Origin of the sequence: Chitinophaga sp. MM2321, from assembly GCF_964033635.1 — a bacterium.
Classification (GTDB): Bacteria; Bacteroidota; Bacteroidia; order Chitinophagales; family Chitinophagaceae; genus Chitinophaga.
In genome coordinates this window covers 1855862-1873393 of sequence record NZ_OZ035533.1, presented here as the reverse complement: position 1 = coordinate 1873393, position 17532 = coordinate 1855862, and the positions used below count along the sequence as shown (strand labels likewise).

At 43.5% G+C, this 17532-nt stretch carries 11 protein-coding genes; 2 read left to right on the top strand and 9 right to left on the bottom strand.

Annotated elements, in window-relative coordinates:
* Positions 1-357: 357 nt before the first annotated feature.
* A complete protein-coding gene (locus ABQ275_RS07260) occupies positions 358-1248 on the top strand; it encodes an AraC family transcriptional regulator (RefSeq protein WP_349317615.1) in 891 nt (296 codons plus the stop codon).
* A 31-nt stretch (positions 1249-1279) separates the two neighbouring features.
* Here the strand turns inward: ABQ275_RS07260 and ABQ275_RS07255 are convergent, their stop codons facing one another.
* Positions 1280-2056 carry a glycerophosphodiester phosphodiesterase family protein gene (locus tag ABQ275_RS07255; RefSeq protein ID WP_349317614.1) on the bottom strand — a complete coding sequence of 259 codons (777 nt, stop codon included), beginning with the start codon at positions 2054-2056 and terminating at the stop codon, positions 1280-1282.
* Positions 2057-2256: 200 nt separating this feature from the next.
* Here ABQ275_RS07255 and ABQ275_RS07250 point away from each other — a divergent pair, with 200 nt between their 5' ends.
* Entirely contained in the window at positions 2257-3438 is a 1182-nt protein-coding gene (locus tag ABQ275_RS07250; protein WP_349317613.1) for a hypothetical protein, read from the top strand.
* A gap of 4 nt (positions 3439-3442) precedes the next feature.
* Here ABQ275_RS07250 and ABQ275_RS07245 read toward each other — a convergent pair whose 3' ends face one another.
* The 8 genes from ABQ275_RS07245 to ABQ275_RS07210 form a co-directional block, all read right to left on the bottom strand.
* Entirely contained in the window at positions 3443-3898 is a 456-nt protein-coding gene (locus tag ABQ275_RS07245; protein WP_349317612.1) for a DUF1772 domain-containing protein, read from the bottom strand.
* A gap of 176 nt (positions 3899-4074) precedes the next feature.
* Positions 4075-5106: a sialidase family protein gene (locus ABQ275_RS07240; protein ID WP_349317611.1), complete on the bottom strand. Its 1032-nt coding sequence runs from the start codon at positions 5104-5106 to the stop codon at positions 4075-4077.
* Between the two features lie 284 nt (positions 5107-5390).
* On the bottom strand, positions 5391-7508 hold the full coding sequence (locus ABQ275_RS07235; RefSeq protein ID WP_349317610.1) for a bifunctional aldolase/short-chain dehydrogenase: 2118 nt from the start codon (positions 7506-7508) through the stop codon (positions 5391-5393).
* 146 nt (positions 7509-7654) lie between these two features.
* Positions 7655-9070 carry an FGGY family carbohydrate kinase gene (locus tag ABQ275_RS07230; RefSeq protein WP_349317609.1) on the bottom strand — a complete coding sequence of 472 codons (1416 nt, stop codon included), beginning with the start codon at positions 9068-9070 and terminating at the stop codon, positions 7655-7657.
* Between the two features lie 24 nt (positions 9071-9094).
* Positions 9095-10177, bottom strand: a complete 1083-nt coding sequence (gene rhaT, locus ABQ275_RS07225; RefSeq protein WP_349317608.1) for an L-rhamnose/proton symporter RhaT — start codon at positions 10175-10177, stop codon at positions 9095-9097.
* Positions 10178-10183: 6 nt separating this feature from the next.
* Positions 10184-12988 (bottom strand): family 78 glycoside hydrolase catalytic domain, encoded by a 2805-nt coding sequence (locus ABQ275_RS07220; protein WP_349317607.1) that lies wholly within the window; start codon positions 12986-12988, stop codon positions 10184-10186.
* 7 nt (positions 12989-12995) lie between these two features.
* Positions 12996-14783, bottom strand: coding sequence for a hypothetical protein (locus tag ABQ275_RS07215; RefSeq protein WP_349317606.1), 1788 nt, complete (start codon positions 14781-14783; stop codon positions 12996-12998).
* Between the two features lies 1 nt (position 14784).
* Positions 14785-17505 carry a family 78 glycoside hydrolase catalytic domain gene (locus tag ABQ275_RS07210; protein ID WP_349317605.1) on the bottom strand — a complete coding sequence of 907 codons (2721 nt, stop codon included), beginning with the start codon at positions 17503-17505 and terminating at the stop codon, positions 14785-14787.
* Between the last annotated feature and the right edge of the window lie 27 nt (positions 17506-17532).

Sequence of the window (17532 nt, the reverse complement as noted above, 5' to 3'; positions counted from 1 at the left end):
TTCGGTTGAGTATTTAGTTAGCTATAAGGACCTGTTAAACCTGAAGCAGTATACTTACTCCGGTTTTTCTTTTACAAAACTATCTGTTACAAAAACAGCATTATTGCACAATCTTGTTTTTTCAGTATCCTATTTTGTATTTCTTGTAAGCATGCAGGAATTCGCATTATTGATATGCTGAAATTCTTATCGTGTCACCATCCCATTTATCTTTTTTATAATTTAAACATGTTCCAAACGGCCTGCTACCGGCCATGACACAGCACAGTTATCTTATTCCGAATAATCATTACCCTATTTTGTCCGGTTGTTTACAAAATAGGAGTTAATAAAAACAAATTACATTATATTTAATAGATGAAGCCACATTATAAACCGATACCTTCTGAGTCAAAATTATTCAAAGTTGAGTTTCAGGAAACCAGCAAGGAATTCTATTACCCCTGGCATTACCATTCGGAACTGGAACTGGTTTATATCCTGAGCGGTAAGGGTGTCAGGTATGTGGGCAACTCTATCGAAAATTTTTATGAAGAGGAACTTGTTTTACTGGGACCCAACCTGCCGCATGCCTGGAATAACGCGGCGGAACAGGAGCAACCAGTAACGGCTATTGTCATTTATCTGAAGGAAGAATTTCTTGATAAAACCTGGATGCAAAGTATAGAATTTGAAGCGATCAGTAAACTGTTAACTGCCATGAGTAAAGGCATTAAGGTTGACAGCGAAGTGGCTTCGGGATTAAAGCATAAATTTTTTGCTTTGCTGAAAGCATCTCCCTTTGAAAAGCTGATGATATTATTTCAGATATTACAGGAACTGGCCAATAGTTCTAATTTCCGTTTTCTATGCGAACATGAATTTACCTGTGATCTTGACAGTACCGAAAAAACAAGGATCAATGCCGTTTACGACTATATACAGCATCACTACCTGCAACAAATTTCCCTGGCAGATATTGCGTCAAAGGTAAATATGAGTGAAGAATACTTTTCCCGGTTTTTCAGCAAGACCATGAAAAAACCTTTCTTTGAATTTTTGAATGAATATAAAATAAACAGGGCCTGCAAACTCCTTATTGAAACAGACAAACAGGTGAGTGAAGTGTGTTACGCTTCCGGATTTGAAAGCATCCCTTTCTTCTACCGGCAATTTAAAAAATTTAAAAACTGTCAGCCTAAAACCTATCGCCTGAATTATCAGAAGGTGTCCTTCCTGAATACGGAAGAATTTTCACTGGCCCGGTAAACAGCAGATTTATTTTTTGATGGAGTGCGTATTAAAAGTTGAAAGCGGGATAGAATTCACTATCAATCTGGAACCGTGTAACGCCCCAGGAGCGCAGCGTAGCAATGTCTTTGGCGGCATTACCACCTTGTCTGTAACGAAACAGGTTTACGACACCTACCACCATGACACCTTGCTGCCCGGCCCATTTCACATCAGCTTCCGACATATTTTTCAAATCACTGAACAGATAGTAATGCGCCGGACTGTAACCAGCTTTATGGCTGTTCTCTTCCAACTGCTGCCGCGTACAGCTTAACCTTACCTTGCCAGTGAAGTAAGGCGTAGATTCCTCTGTACCGATCATCAGTGCCTGTTCCTGCAAACCATACTTTTTTAATAAGGCTACTACCTTTGCAAACAATAAGGTATCGTTACCTTCGATCTTATTATCCAGCATCACCTGTATTTTTCCCTGGCAATGGCGGAACGCTTCTTCCAGCGTTAGCACTTTACTGCCTCTGTTGCTTACAAGCTGACTTATCTGTTTCCAGGTCATATCGGATACGGCGCTGTCTACCCCGTAATATCTTTTAAAATTCCGGTCATGCTGAATAATGAGTACACTGTCCTTTGTGAGCCGCATATCCATCTCCACCATGCTGTATCCTTTTTTTATAGCCGCCTGTAATGCAGGCAGGCTATTTTCCACATTGGTGCTATCCACAACACCTCCCCGGTGCGCGATCAGGAAAATGGATTTACCTGATTGGGCAAAAGCTGCAAAAACGAGCAGAACCAGCATCACTGGCAGCAATACATATTTCATGGATCAATGATTGAGCAATGGTAAGATAAAAAGAAAACCGCAAGGATCATTCATTCTAGCAACCGGTCCTCCGGTCAATATCGTTTTATTATTTATTTAATCTCATTAACTTCGCGTTAAATTTGCTATCATAAACAATGAGGAGATGAGCAAGATTTAAAACACAGGCAACCTCCCTGATACTACTATTAATCGACAAAATGTATAGCATACTTCCTTCCCTACTGAAATGTTTACCCCTCCTCCTATGTTGCCTGTTATCCGGCAATAGCTGTTTTGCGCAGGATCATACTTTAATTAAACAGTTGCTGAAAGAAATGGCCGCCGGGCAAATCAGCCAGGACAGCTTCTATTATGCGGGGATGTTTCCTTCTTACCGGCATTATGGGTATCCCACCGCAAAAGCAGTACATGATAACAATATCTTTTTCACCGGGTTGATCGGCTTAACCTTACAGGAGCTATCACCTTTACTGCCGGAGGAGGACAAGGCAGTGAGCCAGCGGATCATTCAACAAGCAAAAGCCGCTTACCCTCATTTTCAGCATAGTCCGCAGCGGTATACCTTTAATTTCTGGAAAACAAATCCGCAGATCGTATTCCCTAATTCCCCGTTTCTGAACCTTTTTAAGAAATGGCATGCATTGCCGGATGATATCGACGATACTGCTATCCTGTTGCTCAACATGCAGGTAAACGACAGCATTGCCCTCGCCGTAAAACAACTGATGGAAGCGCATACCAATACAACTAATTACCGTATCCGCAACACATTCCGGAAGTACAGGGATATTCCTGCCTACTCTACCTGGTTTGGTAAAAAAATGCCTATTGATTTTGATTTCTGTGTACTGACCAATGCCCTGTATTTCATTCATACTTATGCATTGCCTCTCAGCAGGCATGACAGCGCCACCATAGAGCTCTTAGGGCAGCTGATAGATAACAGGGCCTATATCAGCCATCCCGCCTATATTTCACCGCATTATGCCCGTACACCGGTACTGTTGTATCATATTGCACGCTTACTGGGAAAATTTCCGATACCATCTCTGATAAAATATAAGGACCAGCTTATTGCAGATACCAGGCAGGCGTTGAATGATGCCGACAATATAATGGACCAGGTGATCCTGCATACAACACTGATATGGCTTGGTGCACCCGCGCAAACGCTTGCACTGGGGAAAAAGGGAATTAACGAGATTACACAAAACGATTTCATCTTTTTTATGGCTGGCTTCAATTCCCTGTTGCCAAACCCATTCAAGCAACTGGGCGCAAATGTATCCATGATCCGGTATTACTACCGTTGCCCGGCGTATAATAAAGCGTTGATCCTACAGTACCTGGTGCTTAGGAATGCAGCTGCGGAGGGTTGAATGATTAATCTTTCCGCATGCCCGACCATATAATAAGACAAAAAGATATAAAGGCAGTCAGGGCGCGTATTTTATGAAGCAACCACCATTTGTCTCTTAATTCAGTCCAGTTGGCGGGTACGTTCATTTTATCCCAGGTCATGACAATGCTGTTGATGGGTTGGTTGCCAAACCTGGTTACCAATCCACTTATCATTAAGAAGCCAGCAGCAACCAGGAGGGTCACAAATACCGCCTGGTGCCTGCTTTGCAGGAAGGCGGCTGTTATGGTGAGCAGGATGGTAATCAAACCTAATATGGGCATGAGCACATTCAGTGCTTTGATCACACTTTGCTGCTGCTCTACATAGGTTGGTGCAGATAAACTTTTAGGATCAAAGCCGATCCATATTCCAAACAATGTACCTGCAATCAGTCCGGCCATAAGGATGTCGAAGAACCTGATAATTACTGTAATCATAATGATGATTTTAGGTGATTACTAAAATATTATAATTGACACTTAAATTGATCAGCAGTATAATAAAAAAGGAACGGAGCTGATATACACAGCTTTCCGTTCCTTTAATAAATTGTATCCCGTCTTCTCTTTTATAATGTTCAGTTCCATAACAGGAGATCTACTTCCTGATAAAATTACTTCAATTCCAGTGATACATACTTTATATTTTTACGGTCGTATGTATATGTAATATGCAGTAATCCGTCTCTGCTCTGTATAATGGCCGGATAGCTGTACTCGCCATCGGGATGTTTTTCCAGTTCGTAAACATCAGACCAATGCTGTCCGTCAGTGGAAGTAGCTACCCGTAAGATATTACGGCCATCAGACCATTCACCACCTTTTTTGGTAGGGTTGTATACCAGTACATGTAATCCGCTTGCAGTTGTTACGGCATCAATACCGGAGTTGGGATTCATCGTAACCTGTTTCCTGAGTGGCGACCATGTTTCTCCCTGATCATCAGACCATGTTTCTACAATAGCATTTTGTCTGCTTCTGCAAACAAGCTGCAACCTGTTATTGGGATGGATCAGTATAGAAGGTTGAATAACACCAAATGTATCGCAGTCGATCGCGATCTTTCTCCAGTTATGACCGGTGCTATCAGAGATCTCCATATGAATTTCCCATTTCTTGTTGTCCAGGCTCTCTGTGCTGGAAGGATGCAACAGGTTACCGTTAGCCAGCTGAATAGGTTTGTTTCTTACAGGTCCCAAAAATCCTTTCGGCAGGAGTTCTTCTTTAGACCAGGTACGTCCATTGTCTTTACTGTATTTCATAGCACCCCACCATTCACTGGGCGAAGGACCTATCTTATAGAACAGTATCAGCTTTCCGGCTCTCGTGTGGAATAAAACAGGGTTCCAGGTAGCGTAACGGGTTTTTGAATTGATGATACCATTCGCTACATTCACTGGCTTGGACCATTTTCCTTTCGAGAAAACAGCTGTATAGATACATACATCTTTCGCCCGTTCTTCGGTTCCACCAAACCATGCTGCCAGCATATCGCCGTTTGGCAGTTCTGTAATAGTGGAAGCATGTGCTGTTGGTACCGGCGGAGGGTTCAATATAAATCCATCATGCACCAGGCGACTTGTTACCTGCGCAAAGGACGATGATGCCATTCCAAAGAATATGCATAATGATAGAATCTTCTTCATACTTTTTTACTATTTAGCCCATTAAACTACGACTATAAAAGTATAAAATCAAGACTTTCCAAAGTTATATATAACAAGCACCACACTCGTTCTTAGCGCAGTACTTTATAGTACAAAAAGCTGCCAATAAACCATTAGTTCGTGTCAAAAATGTCTGGTTCCGGCATTTTTGAAATGTAGGGTTGCAATAAAAAGCCTTAAAACTGTTTATGAATAAACAATTTTAAGGCTTAGAGCTTGTTTAAAATTCCTGGCAGTTTATTTCAGCAGGATCTTAATAAAGGCTATCTTAGAAAAGCAGCTGCCACCCCACCATCTACATTCAATACATTACCAGTAGACTTACTCAATAATCCGCTTACAAATGCAAAACAGGCATTGGCAATATCCTCTGGTAAAATCATTTCATTCATCAATGTGCGTTTTGCATAATAGGCTGGCAACTCTTCTACCGTAATACCGTAGGCCTTTGCCCGGCCTTCTGCCCATCCTCCTGCCCAGATATTTGAATTAGCGATAACGGCATCCGGATTCACACTGTTCACCCTGATTTTATCGCCTCCCAACTCCGCAGCCAGCAACCTGGAAAGGTGTGCCTGCGCTGCTTTTGCCGAACCATACCCTGCATTATTGGGTCCGGAAACAACTGAGTTCTTAGAAACAATATTGACGATATCTCCACCCATTGCCTGTTTGCGCATTACTTCCACGCCATGTTTCGACATCATAAACTGGCCCTTAACAAGGATATCGTATAATCTGTCCCATTCTTCAATGGTATGGTCTTCAATTGACCTGGAAATGCTGATCCCAGCATTGTTTACGATAATATCTACACCACCAAAGCTGACAACGGCTGCATCAATTGCTTTTTTAATGGAATCGTTACTGGTTACGTCAAGGACTACGCCTACGGCTGCATCTTTGCCAAATTCTTTCTGGAAAGCCGCAGTTGTTTCATCGATACGCTGTTGGTTAATGTCATTGATAATCACACAAGCACCTTCTGCTGCAAACTTCTTTGCAATTGCCTGGCCAATTCCACCACCACTACCTGTGATCATGGCAATACGCCCACTCAATGGTTTGGGTTTAGGCATACGCTGCAATTTTGCCTCTTCCAATAACCAATACTCAATATTAAAGGCTTCCTGTCTTGGAAGAGAAGTATATTCCGATATCGCTTCTGCGCCGCGCATTACGTTAATGGCATTGGCATAAAACTCTGCGGCCACTCTTGCCGTTTGTTTATCTTTTGCAAACGTAAACATTCCCACGCCGGGATAGATAAGCACCACCGGGTTAGGATCGCGCATAGCCGGGCTATCGGGATGTTTGCAGGTGTTATAATACTCCGCATACATTTCCCTGTAAGCCTCAAACTGCGGGGCTATTTTAGCCTTTATAGCCTTCGGATCATCCAGGTTTTCATCAGTAGACAGATTCAATACCAAAGGGCTGATCTTTGTACGCAGGAAATGATCCGGGCAGGAAGTGCCCAGGGGGGCCAAACGATCCAGGTCATTGGAATTAATAAACTCCAATACTTTCGCATCGTCTGTAAAATGTCCCAACATATTTAATTGGGAAGAACAAAAACCACGCAATACGGGCGCCAGCGCCGCCGCCTTTTTCAATCGTTCCTCTTTGGGGAGTGCTTTTACTTTCTGTCCGCCAAATACAGGTCCTTTTTTACCCATATGCGCTTCTATATAGGCAGCGCAGGTTTCCACCACTTCCAGTGTATTGATGTAACTTTCGTAAGCTGTATCCCCCCAGGTAAACAACCCATGGGACCCCAGCATAATTCCGCGGATGCCTGGCTGTTCTTCGAGGCATTTCCTTAATTGTAAGCCTAAATCAAACCCAGGTTTCTGCCACGGCACCCAACCGATGGTTCCTCCAAAAAGTTCTTCCGTAATACGCTTACCGTCTTTAGCTGCCGCAATGGCAATAGCTGCATCCGGGTGCAGGTGGTCTATATGTTTGAATGGAAGAAATCCGTGTAATGGCGTATCAATGGAAGGTGCTTTGGATGCCAGATCATAAATACAATGATTAAACAATTCCACCATCGCATCTTCCTGCTCAATGCTTTTATAATTTTTTTCCAGGCTATGCAGGCGATCTACATACAAAGCGGCAAGGCCGGTCTTTTTTAATGTTCCTAAATCACCTCCGCTCCCTTTTACATACATAATCTCTTTCTCTTCATTGGTGAGCGGGTCCTTCGCCAACACCTTGCAAGAGGTGTTTCCTCCGCCATAGTTGGTCAAACGCAGATCAGCCCCTAATAAATTGGACCGATAGATCAGTAATGCCACTTCATCACCGGCCAGAGACGCTGCTTTCGCTTCGTCCCATAAATAACTTACGTATTTAAATGTTTGCGTTGTTGCCATATAATAACTTGAATTTTAGACAATAAATTTTTTGTAAGGCACAATGTCGCCTATGAGCTTGTGGACACCTTTGTTACTGTACCAATAAGAAGAAACAAAATTAGCACCGCCTTTATTAATTTCTGTCCTGTACTATACCGCTATGCTTATTTTTTCGCCAGGGCTTTGCTGCCCGTTGCTTCGTACTTTTTCAGCTGAAGCAGCGCAGGGGGTACCGGCAGCGCATTCCAGTGCTGATGCAGTACCAGTGCTGCACCCAGTGCAGTACCTTGTGTCATAGATGCTGCAAAAAATTTCATGTGAGGGAATTCAGCTGCCAGGAGCTGCATGTATAAGGTATTCTTGCAAAACCCGCCATCTACAAAAATGTAACTGACATCGCTTCCCTCTAAGACCAGATTGGAGGAGGCTTTCTGTTGCTGAATAATATCGCTTACCAGCTGATGATAGGCAGCAGCTGGAGTTGTATATACCGCCAGGTTCCTGGTGTGAAATTTACAGGGCGTTGTGGCATTCGTTAAAACAGGGCCTGATGTATCGGCAGTGGCTTCCTGCAATCTATTCCGATCCAGCGTTTCCTCATCCGGAAGTACTGTTTTATAAAAGTCAGCCGATACATTAAAATACCCGGCAATACGCTTTACCTGCAAATCATGATCATTCCCGGAAAAAAGCATCGCTACTTTTACCGGATTACCCTGGTAGCTCAGATAACTTACGCATCCTTTTGCCAATTCTTTTTCATCGGGAAACCTGTTATTAAAAGGATTGAGGCTAATGGACCATGTTCCGGTGGAAAGAATCATAAAAGGTTCCGTAAAACATTGCAGGTAGGGCACCATAGCTGCCGAACTGTCGTGCAATCCGGTGCCAATTGCGATATCTTCGCCTGTTGCCTCGTTCTTAACCTTTACCGCAACATTACCTGGCGTAATGGTACATAGCTTTGACAATAATCCTTCTTCCTTCAGCCAGCTATGATACTGTTTATTTCGAAAATCCCACATGGCCGAATGGCATCCCACATTGGTCATTTCCGCCACTTTATTGCCTGTAAGTAAGTAGCTCAGGTATTGTGGAAAGTGGAGGGCAGTTGCTATCTCCTGGTACAATGCCGGCTTTTCATATTTGATCCAGTACAACTGCATCCCCGCATTTAAATGCCCCATGAGGGGAGAACAGGTTTCTACAGAAAATGCATCGGCAGTTCCCCTTTTTTCTACGAAATCGTGCCAAATCGCCTCCGGATAAGGCTTTACATAATTATAAAGGTATCCAAGTGGTTTTCCAGCCGCATCTATATATACCATTGAAGCCCCGTAGGTAGAGAAATTTACTGCTTTCAATTGATACGCATCCGCAGTTTTTAATTCCTGAAACCGGGTAAGCACCCAGGTACTTAGCGCACCCAGGTCTTCACAAGGAAATCCATCATCATCCATGATCTCCTCAAACTGATAAACTTCTTCTTTTATCAAGCGATAGTGTTCATCAAAAACCAATAGTTTTTTATTGGTTTTACCAATGTCAAAAACGGCTACTACCGGCATTCTTTTTTGCATACTTCTACTCTTTTAAAAACCGCACTAATTATGGAGTGAGTTACCATATCCGACAACAATTACCGCCAGGATTATCATTCCAATACCCAGCATAATTGTCCGGCGAGTCTTCCGGCTTACGCCGCTCCACTCTTTCAAAGCAAAGCCCCAGAAATTGGCCACCAGGATAATGAATGCCATATGCAATATCCAGGAGCTCGCACCATTCCCTAATTTACTTTCCCCCATTCCGTAAAAAAGATACTGCATAAACCATGTAGTACCAGCAATGGCGCAAAAGAGATAGTTCTTGCGAAGAGGAGCTTTGGTATTGGTATAATCACCAAAAGTTTTATTTCGTAAATTCAATATGAGGCACCATACCAGGTTAGTAGACAGTCCGCCCCATAGCAATACAACATAAATAACATTATTTCTGAAAAGGAAGTTGACTCCGGCATCCGGATTTGCAGCCTTCCATATTTCATTGGCGCTATCAGCCAATGCAGCACCGGCTTCAATTCCATAGTTAAATCCGGCGCTAAGAATACCTGAAACGATACAAACAATCAATCCTTTCTTCAGATTAAATTCTTTTACACTGTCTTTCTTTTTTTCCTCCGGCAATTCTTTTTCTTTCAAAAAACCAGCCTTGCCACATATATATATCCCCACCAAACAAAGTACAACGCCCAGTAGCACTACGTTTCCCCAGGTGGATTGTACTAACTGTGTAAAGGTTACTTTGCCTTCAATTCCTGCCAGGTCATAATAAATTGGGGGCGCCAGGGAACCAAAAGCCGAGGTAAATCCAAGTAAAACCGAATTACCGAGCGACATACCCAGATACCGCATACCCAGCCCGTACATCAATCCACCGATACCCCAGAGCAGGCCCCAGAAAAAGATCCAGAAGAGTGTAGAAAATGCTGCATTTGCGATAATGTCCGTGAATTGCGGAATTGTTAACCAGGCCACTATCGGAGGAATGATTAGCCAGGAAAAAAGCCCGCCAACTAACCAATAGGTTTCCCAGGACCACCCTTTTACTTTTTTGTAAGGAATATAAAAACTACCGGAAGCAACACCTCCTATAAAATGATAAATAATACCAAAGAGCGCCTGCATAAAGTTTTACTGTTTTTTAACGATAAATTGATAGGTCCCGGAGCCAATATTGAGCGCCGTTTTGCCCGCTGCTACAGGATTACTATTTTGCAGCAGGTCTGCCGGCAAAGGTTTTCCTGATTCCGTAATAGCTTCCACATTTCCGGGAAGTGTAACTACAGCAGTAGTATTGGCAGGTATTGTTATATTCCATTCCAAACCAGTGGCCGTTTTCTTCCATGCGCTTTTTACGATGCCATATTTTGTATTCAAAGACGCATTTACAAAATCAAGATCTTCAGGAAAGATAGGATTCATGATGATTTTCTTAAACGCTACTTCCTTATCATCTGTCTTTATGCCTGCCAGGTACTCATAGTACCAGACCAGCAAGTCGCCCAGCAACATCTGATGATTTCCCGAATTCATCATCGGATTGGCGGCATCGCCGTTCCACAATTCCCAAATAGTGGTAGCTCCTTTTGTTATCATATATCCCCAGCTGGGATAAGTAGTATTAGTAGCCAGTTTATACGCCAGTTCCCCGGCTCCGTTATCAGTAAGCCCGCGCATGAGCCACATACCGCCTATAATTCCGGAGTTTACATGATCATCAAATTCCTTCAAACGGGCACGTATATTGGAAAATACAGCCGCCTTGTCCCCTTCGGGTACCATTCCAAAACTGAGCGGCAACAGGTTGGCGGTAACGGTATTATTGGCGTAAGATTTTTTATCCGGGTTGTAGAATTTTTTATTGAACGCTACCCTTACTTTTTGCGCGATGTTGCTAAAATTGGCTGCATCGGCCGGAAGCGCCAATTGATCTGCATAGTTTTTCATTAACCCCAGGCAGTGATAATAATAAGCAGCAGCCAGTAGTCCACCATCTGTAATCCGGCTGGGATCTTTGGACCAGATAAGATCCAACGATTCCGGAGGCACACACCAGTCTCCATAATTGTCTTTTAGCACCAGGTCGTTATCGCGATAAGTATTCCACATATACAACATCCATTTTTTCATGGCCGGATATTGTTTTGAAATACTTCTGGTATCACCAAATTGCTTCCTTAGCATATCCGGTATCAATATAAAGGCACTGGGGTAGGTTACGTTATCCGCATATCGGTCCCAGAAAGAGGGTGCAATATCCGGTACACTACCATTCTCTTTTTGTGCGTCCTGTATATCGTCCAGCCATTTGGCGTAGAGCCGGGAGTTATCAAACAAGAAGCTTTCACCATAAGAGCTAATCACCCGGTCGCCCAACCAACCAACGCGCTCATCCCGCTGAGGACAATCTGTAGGCATACCACGGTAGTTACCGCGGATGGTCCAATAAGCATTTTTAAATATGGTATTGATGGTGGGGTTAGCTGTTTCAAATGTGCCAATTGTAGCCACGTCATCATAAATCACTTTTCCTGCAAAATCTTTTACGTCGGGCTTCGAGCGCAGACCTTCTACTTCTACAAAACGGAAACCATGATAGGTAAACCGGGGTTCCCAGCTTTCTGTGCCTCCGCCTTTCAGGATGTACTTATCGGTAACTTTAGCGTCGCGCATATTATCGAGATAGATCGAATCCTTTCCCTTCATGGTTTCTGCAAAGCGCATACGAATCGTATCTCCTTTTTCACCTTTTACTTTTATGGCAACCCATCCCACCATGTTTTGCCCCATATCCAGGATATAGGAGCCACGCGGCGTAGCATGCACAGTGATGGGATTAAGTACTTCCTTGATACGGATATTTTCGTTCGGTTGCGCTTCTATCCTTTCCTTACCTGAAGGCATCAGGTTCACCCCTTTCCAGGCCTGATAGTTATAGCCGGTTTTATCCCAACCTGCCAATTCTTTGTTCGCATCATACTCTTCACCATCAAATTCATTGTTCGCCAGAATAGGGCCATTATCGGTTACCTTCCAGCTTTCATCAGAGTTTACCCAGGCTACAGTACTATCAGTATATAGTATGCGTATTTGCAGCAATAGTTTCGGCAATCCATATTGTGCCTGTCCAATACCTGTAAGTGGATTTAATTGCCCATGATAATTACGGACAGCAAAAAAACGCCCATTACCCAGGACTACTCCCACACAATTGGCTCCCTGTTGCAGTTGACGCGTAATGTCATAGGTATTATAGAATATCTTTTTATTGTATTCGGACACCGTAGGCGCCAACACATCCTGCCCCACTTTTTCCCCATTGAGCGATAATTCATACAACCCCATGCCACTAATATAAGCCGTAGCTGTTGCAATTTTTTTATCGATGCTAAACTCTTTGCGCAGATGTCTGGCAGCCAGTCTGGTCAAAGTGCTATCCGGTTGATCTTTATCATTATGACCATCCAATCCGATCCACTTCGCCTGCCAATCGGAAGGCTGCAATAAGCCCATCGTCCAGAAAGAGGGCTGGCTGGTGGCTTCCTTCCCGTTGTTTGTCCATATTTTTACTTTCCAGTAACAAGACTGAAAAGAGCTAAGCGGTTTGCCCTTGTATACAATGTCCAAGGAAGAATCGGTGTCCATCTTTCCACTATCCCAAATATCCGCTTCTCCTTTGCTCAACGCCTCTTTACTGCTGGCTACCAGCAGCTGATAGGCTGTTTGTTTTATCCCCCGTTCGCCGGATGCTATTTTCCAGCTAAACCGGGGCTGTAAGATATCGGAGCCCATTAAACTATCCCTTCCTTCCACGGTAAGCGCATTTACTTGTAATGCCGCAATTCCGGGAGAACAATATTGAAACAATAGCATTAATAAAACCGACCCCAGGTAAATAAGAAGCGTTCCGCTACTCCTTTTATTTTGTTTGCTCATAATTATTTCATTTATCCATGCGATACAAATAGCTTAACCGGCCCATTGGCATTGCACTGCCACTTATGTAATATTCCATTATATCTGCCGGCTTGGCTATACCATCTGCTACTTTAAAATATATCTGCTGTGTTTCTTTTCCGGCTGCCAGCAACTGACGGGGTATCTGTAACTGCAGCAGATTTTTGTCCTGTACAAATGCAGTTGTTCCTATCAATGTCTTTTTATATCCCTTATCTAATTTACTTACCCGGGCTTTACCAGTAGTCATATCCGGTTCTATTACGTATTCATACCCGTTCCATCCTTTAACAGCCGGATCACCTTTACCGATCAATAATTGCAGTCCGCTTTTTGCATCGCTGCTGTGTACGAAGGGCTTCTCAGCTTTTACCAGGAAATAAAAATGTTTGTTGTCATGTGTTACTCTCAGTTCCTGTAAATTGTTGACAGGAGCAGGTTGTGTATAGAATACTTTTTTAGAGGCGCCGTAATGCGCTCTACTTTCAGGTGTACGATCTATATTTTTGTAAACAGCAGGAACGTTGGCCCACTGGGCAGTGCTTTTTGCGATATCGATCGTGGTTGCCGCATGTCCGGCTGCTTTGTTGGATATCCCTTTAAACTGCCGGATATTTTTGATCATCTGAATATAAAAAGCGTCTTCATATCCGCCACGCATGGGTTCTATATCCCGTGAATATTCAATATCGGCTGCATCACAAAGCATATACTCATCTCCATAAGGTTGCTTGTAAGCAATCCATTCATTCCAACCGCCAACAAATACGGTATCCGGATCAACCTGAAGTGCATGATCCCATTGTTTTTGAAAAAAGCCGCCGGTAAGGATATCTTCTTTTTTATTTGTTTGTGTAGCCGGATCCCATCCGCGGCCCCAGTTAATCCACCCTGATGTAATAGAGCGGGACATCGGCACTTTTGGATGACTGGCAACAGAAACACTCATGATATTTCCGTGCAGGGGTTGCGGAAAGCTCCACTCTATCCAGGGAAATCCATCTTCATACACCGTATCAAATGGCCATTGTGGCTTCTTAAAATAGAAAAAGTCTTTTAATTCTTTTGAGTAAGGAGTGGGAGTATAAGTAGTATCGTTTCTTGAAATGGCTTCAGCCACATCATCCGCTTCCTTCGTATACGCTATAATCATCGGTTTTCCATTCACCCGGTACCAGGCTTTGGGATACAATCCAGGTTGATATAGCTCCCGGTATACCTGCCAGGTGGTTTCAAAAGATTTAGAATGGGTATAAAAAACCGCTTTCGGAGGAGTCCAGCCTTCTGCTATAAATTCTTCAATTACGCGGAATACTTTTTCGTAAACGTCCTTATAGGTAACGCGATTGGTAAGATCAAAAACAATAAAATCAACACCTGCCAGCGTGAGCATTTTCATTTGTCTTCGAATGACCCATTCATCTGCAGAATTATAATAACCCCATAATGGTGCTCCCCAGAAATGCGCCTGCCCGGTAGGACTAATTGAATCGTTTAAATATTTAAAATCATACAACAATTTTAAACCATTAGGCATGGCACTAATTTGCGTAGCATCGTAAATGCCGCTGGCATAGGGTTGCCCGATCCAGGGCCAATAGAATATCCCCACCTGTTTTTTGGGTTTGTACCCGCTAACCGTATTAAAGCTTCGGCCAAACTGATCTACCGCAACCACCTGGGCCGACGCATTGGACGCCTCATGATGGCCTTTGCCCTGGGCAAACAGGCCCAGGGGGTATAATAATAAAAGGATAATTAACAATCGCATCATACTACCATTTAGATTTGAACTGGTATTTTCCCGCTCCTACTTCATATACTGCCCACTGGCCTTCCGAACGTAAAAAGCGGCATTCTTTTAATTGGCTGATGGCACGGCCACCTTCTGTAATTGACCTAACATCTTTGGTAGGTATAAATACAGTAGCCTTGCTATTAGCAGGAATACTTACCGTGTATTCCAGCGTACCTTTTGCTTTCTTCCAGGCAGAGCCAATTCCCCCTTTTACAGATTGATACGTTGCTTCCGCATGGTCCAGATCATTGGGTATATAAGGACGTAATACAAATTCTCCAAAACCGGGATGATTGATATCGGGCAAAATGCCTGCAATATATTTATACAACCAGGAGCCAACAGACCCCATCATGGGATGGTTGTGAGAGTTCATAGAACCACCGGTTTCATATTCCCAGCGTTCCCATAACGTAGTTGCTCCTTCGGCCAACATATATCCCCAGCTGGGATAAGTTGTTTGTGTGGCTATTTTGTAGGCTGTTTCAACTTCTCCGTTTTCTGTTAATGCTTCCAGCATGTATTTTGTACAAAGATTGCCGGTAGTTAAATGGTATCCTCTTTCTTTTACATTTTTCACCAGGTTGGCTATAACCCTTGGCAGCTGCTCTTTTGTAGGAGCGCCCAGGAAAACGGCAAAAGAATTACAAGCCTGGTTATTGGTACCATAGCCGCCTTTGGCTTCATCCCAGAACTTATCATTAAACGCTTTCATGGTGCTTTTAGCCAACTTGTCATACTTGTTCTGGTCATCCACATTGCCCAAAATAGCCGCCATTTGTGCTAATACGTCGGCACTGTAATACAGGTAGCCGGTAGACATTAATTCTCCGGGCGTATCCATAGAAACAGCACTGTAATTAGTCGATTTTGTACCAAACTCTCTGGGTGGTGACCAGTCTCCATAATAGCTATAGTCAACAATGCCATTTTTTGTGCGGGTGGTTAAATAATCTACCCATGCTTTCATTTGCGGGTAATGGTTCCGGATAATCTCCGTATTCCCGTAGTATTCATAGCTCTTCAAGGCCAATAACAAAAAGCTTACTGACACCGGATCGGCGGGTTTGCCTCCTACTTTGTAAGGGGCGGTATCGGTTATTTCTCCGTTTTCATTTTGGGTATCACAGATATCCCCTATGTATTTTGCGTAAAAACGATGCAGGTTAAAATTGTAAACCGCCTGTTCTATACGCACCGTTAAATCATTTAACCAGCCCATTCTTTCATCGCGCTGCGGGCAGTCGGTAGGGATACTATGCAGATTGGAAGCTTCTGTACGTTGCACCATTTGATTAATACGGTTCAATAAATCGTTACTGCTATTGAACGTTCCTGCGGATTCCACATCCGAACGCACTTTTTTTACGGTGAAATCATTTACCGTTGGCTGCCCAGGCCAGCCTTCTATTTGCATGTACCTGAATCCGTGGTAAGTAAACCGGGGTTCCCATTTTTCCTCACCGTCTCCTTTCAGAATATAAGTATCTGTAGCGGCTGCGGTACGTAGATTTTCCTGGTTTACCTGACCATTTTTATATAACGTTTCTGCAAAGCGCAATGTTATTTTTGTTCCTTTAGGTCCTTTAACACGCAGTGCCACCCACCCTGCCATATTTTGTCCGGCATCCATTACATACGTACCTGGTTGGGCTTCTTTAACCGTTACCGGTGCAAAACTGTCCACCACTCTGATGGGTTCCAACTGTTGCGCAGCCATTTTACCTCCAGGCGCTTCCACTACCGGCGCAACGCCCCAGAACTTATTGGGCAAGCCTTTGATGATCGTATCAGAAGGCAGGTTCCACTCCGGTTTTTCCTCCCGGGCATCATATACTTCGCCATCCAGGATACCGGATGAAACCACTGGTCCAAGCGTCACATTCCTGATCGTGGAAGAGTTGATTACTTCCATGGTTCCGTCGGTAAAATAGAACTCCAGTTGCATGCGCAACTTCGGCATTCCATACCACCCGGGAGCTACGGCGATGACCATCACGTTTTCTGCATTCAAAAACTCCTTTATATCATAGGTCGTATAATAAATTGTTTTGCTAAAATCGCTGGTGGCCGGGTCCAGCACGTGATTACCTACTTTTTTTCCGTTTATTTCCAATTCATTATAACCAATGCCTGCAACATAAGCCCGTGCGCGGGCAATTTCTTTCTGAAAGGAAAAAACGCGCCGGAAGTAATGTACTTTACCAATCCATCCGGAAGGAAAGCCTACCCAATCTCCACTCCAGTCTGATTGATGCAGCAAGCCCATTTCAAAATTTGCTATTTTGCTCACCTCAGGTGTTGTGCCTCCGTTGTTCCAAACCAACACCTTCCAGTAATATTTTTTCCTGCTTTCCAATGCTGTTCCTCTATATAAAACGCCGGCAGCATGCGCAGAGGATACCTTACCACTATTCCATACGTTCCCTTCGCCTTTCTCTAATTTATCAACAGCATCGGCTACCAGTACCTGGTAGGCTGTTTGCATAAAATTGCGCTGAGTGGCTGTGATCTCCCAACTAAACTGGGGGGTCCGCGCATCCATCCCAATCGGATTTACTGCATTGTCGCATTTTAAGGCGGTAACTGTTATTGTTGCTGGTTTCAACGGTGTTGTTGCTATCGAAGGAAGCGCGAAAAGGGAATAAAACAAAAACACAAGGGCGCAGCATCCCTTCCGGAAAGTGGAATCGTTCATATGACACTATTTTATGTAAGAAGTTAT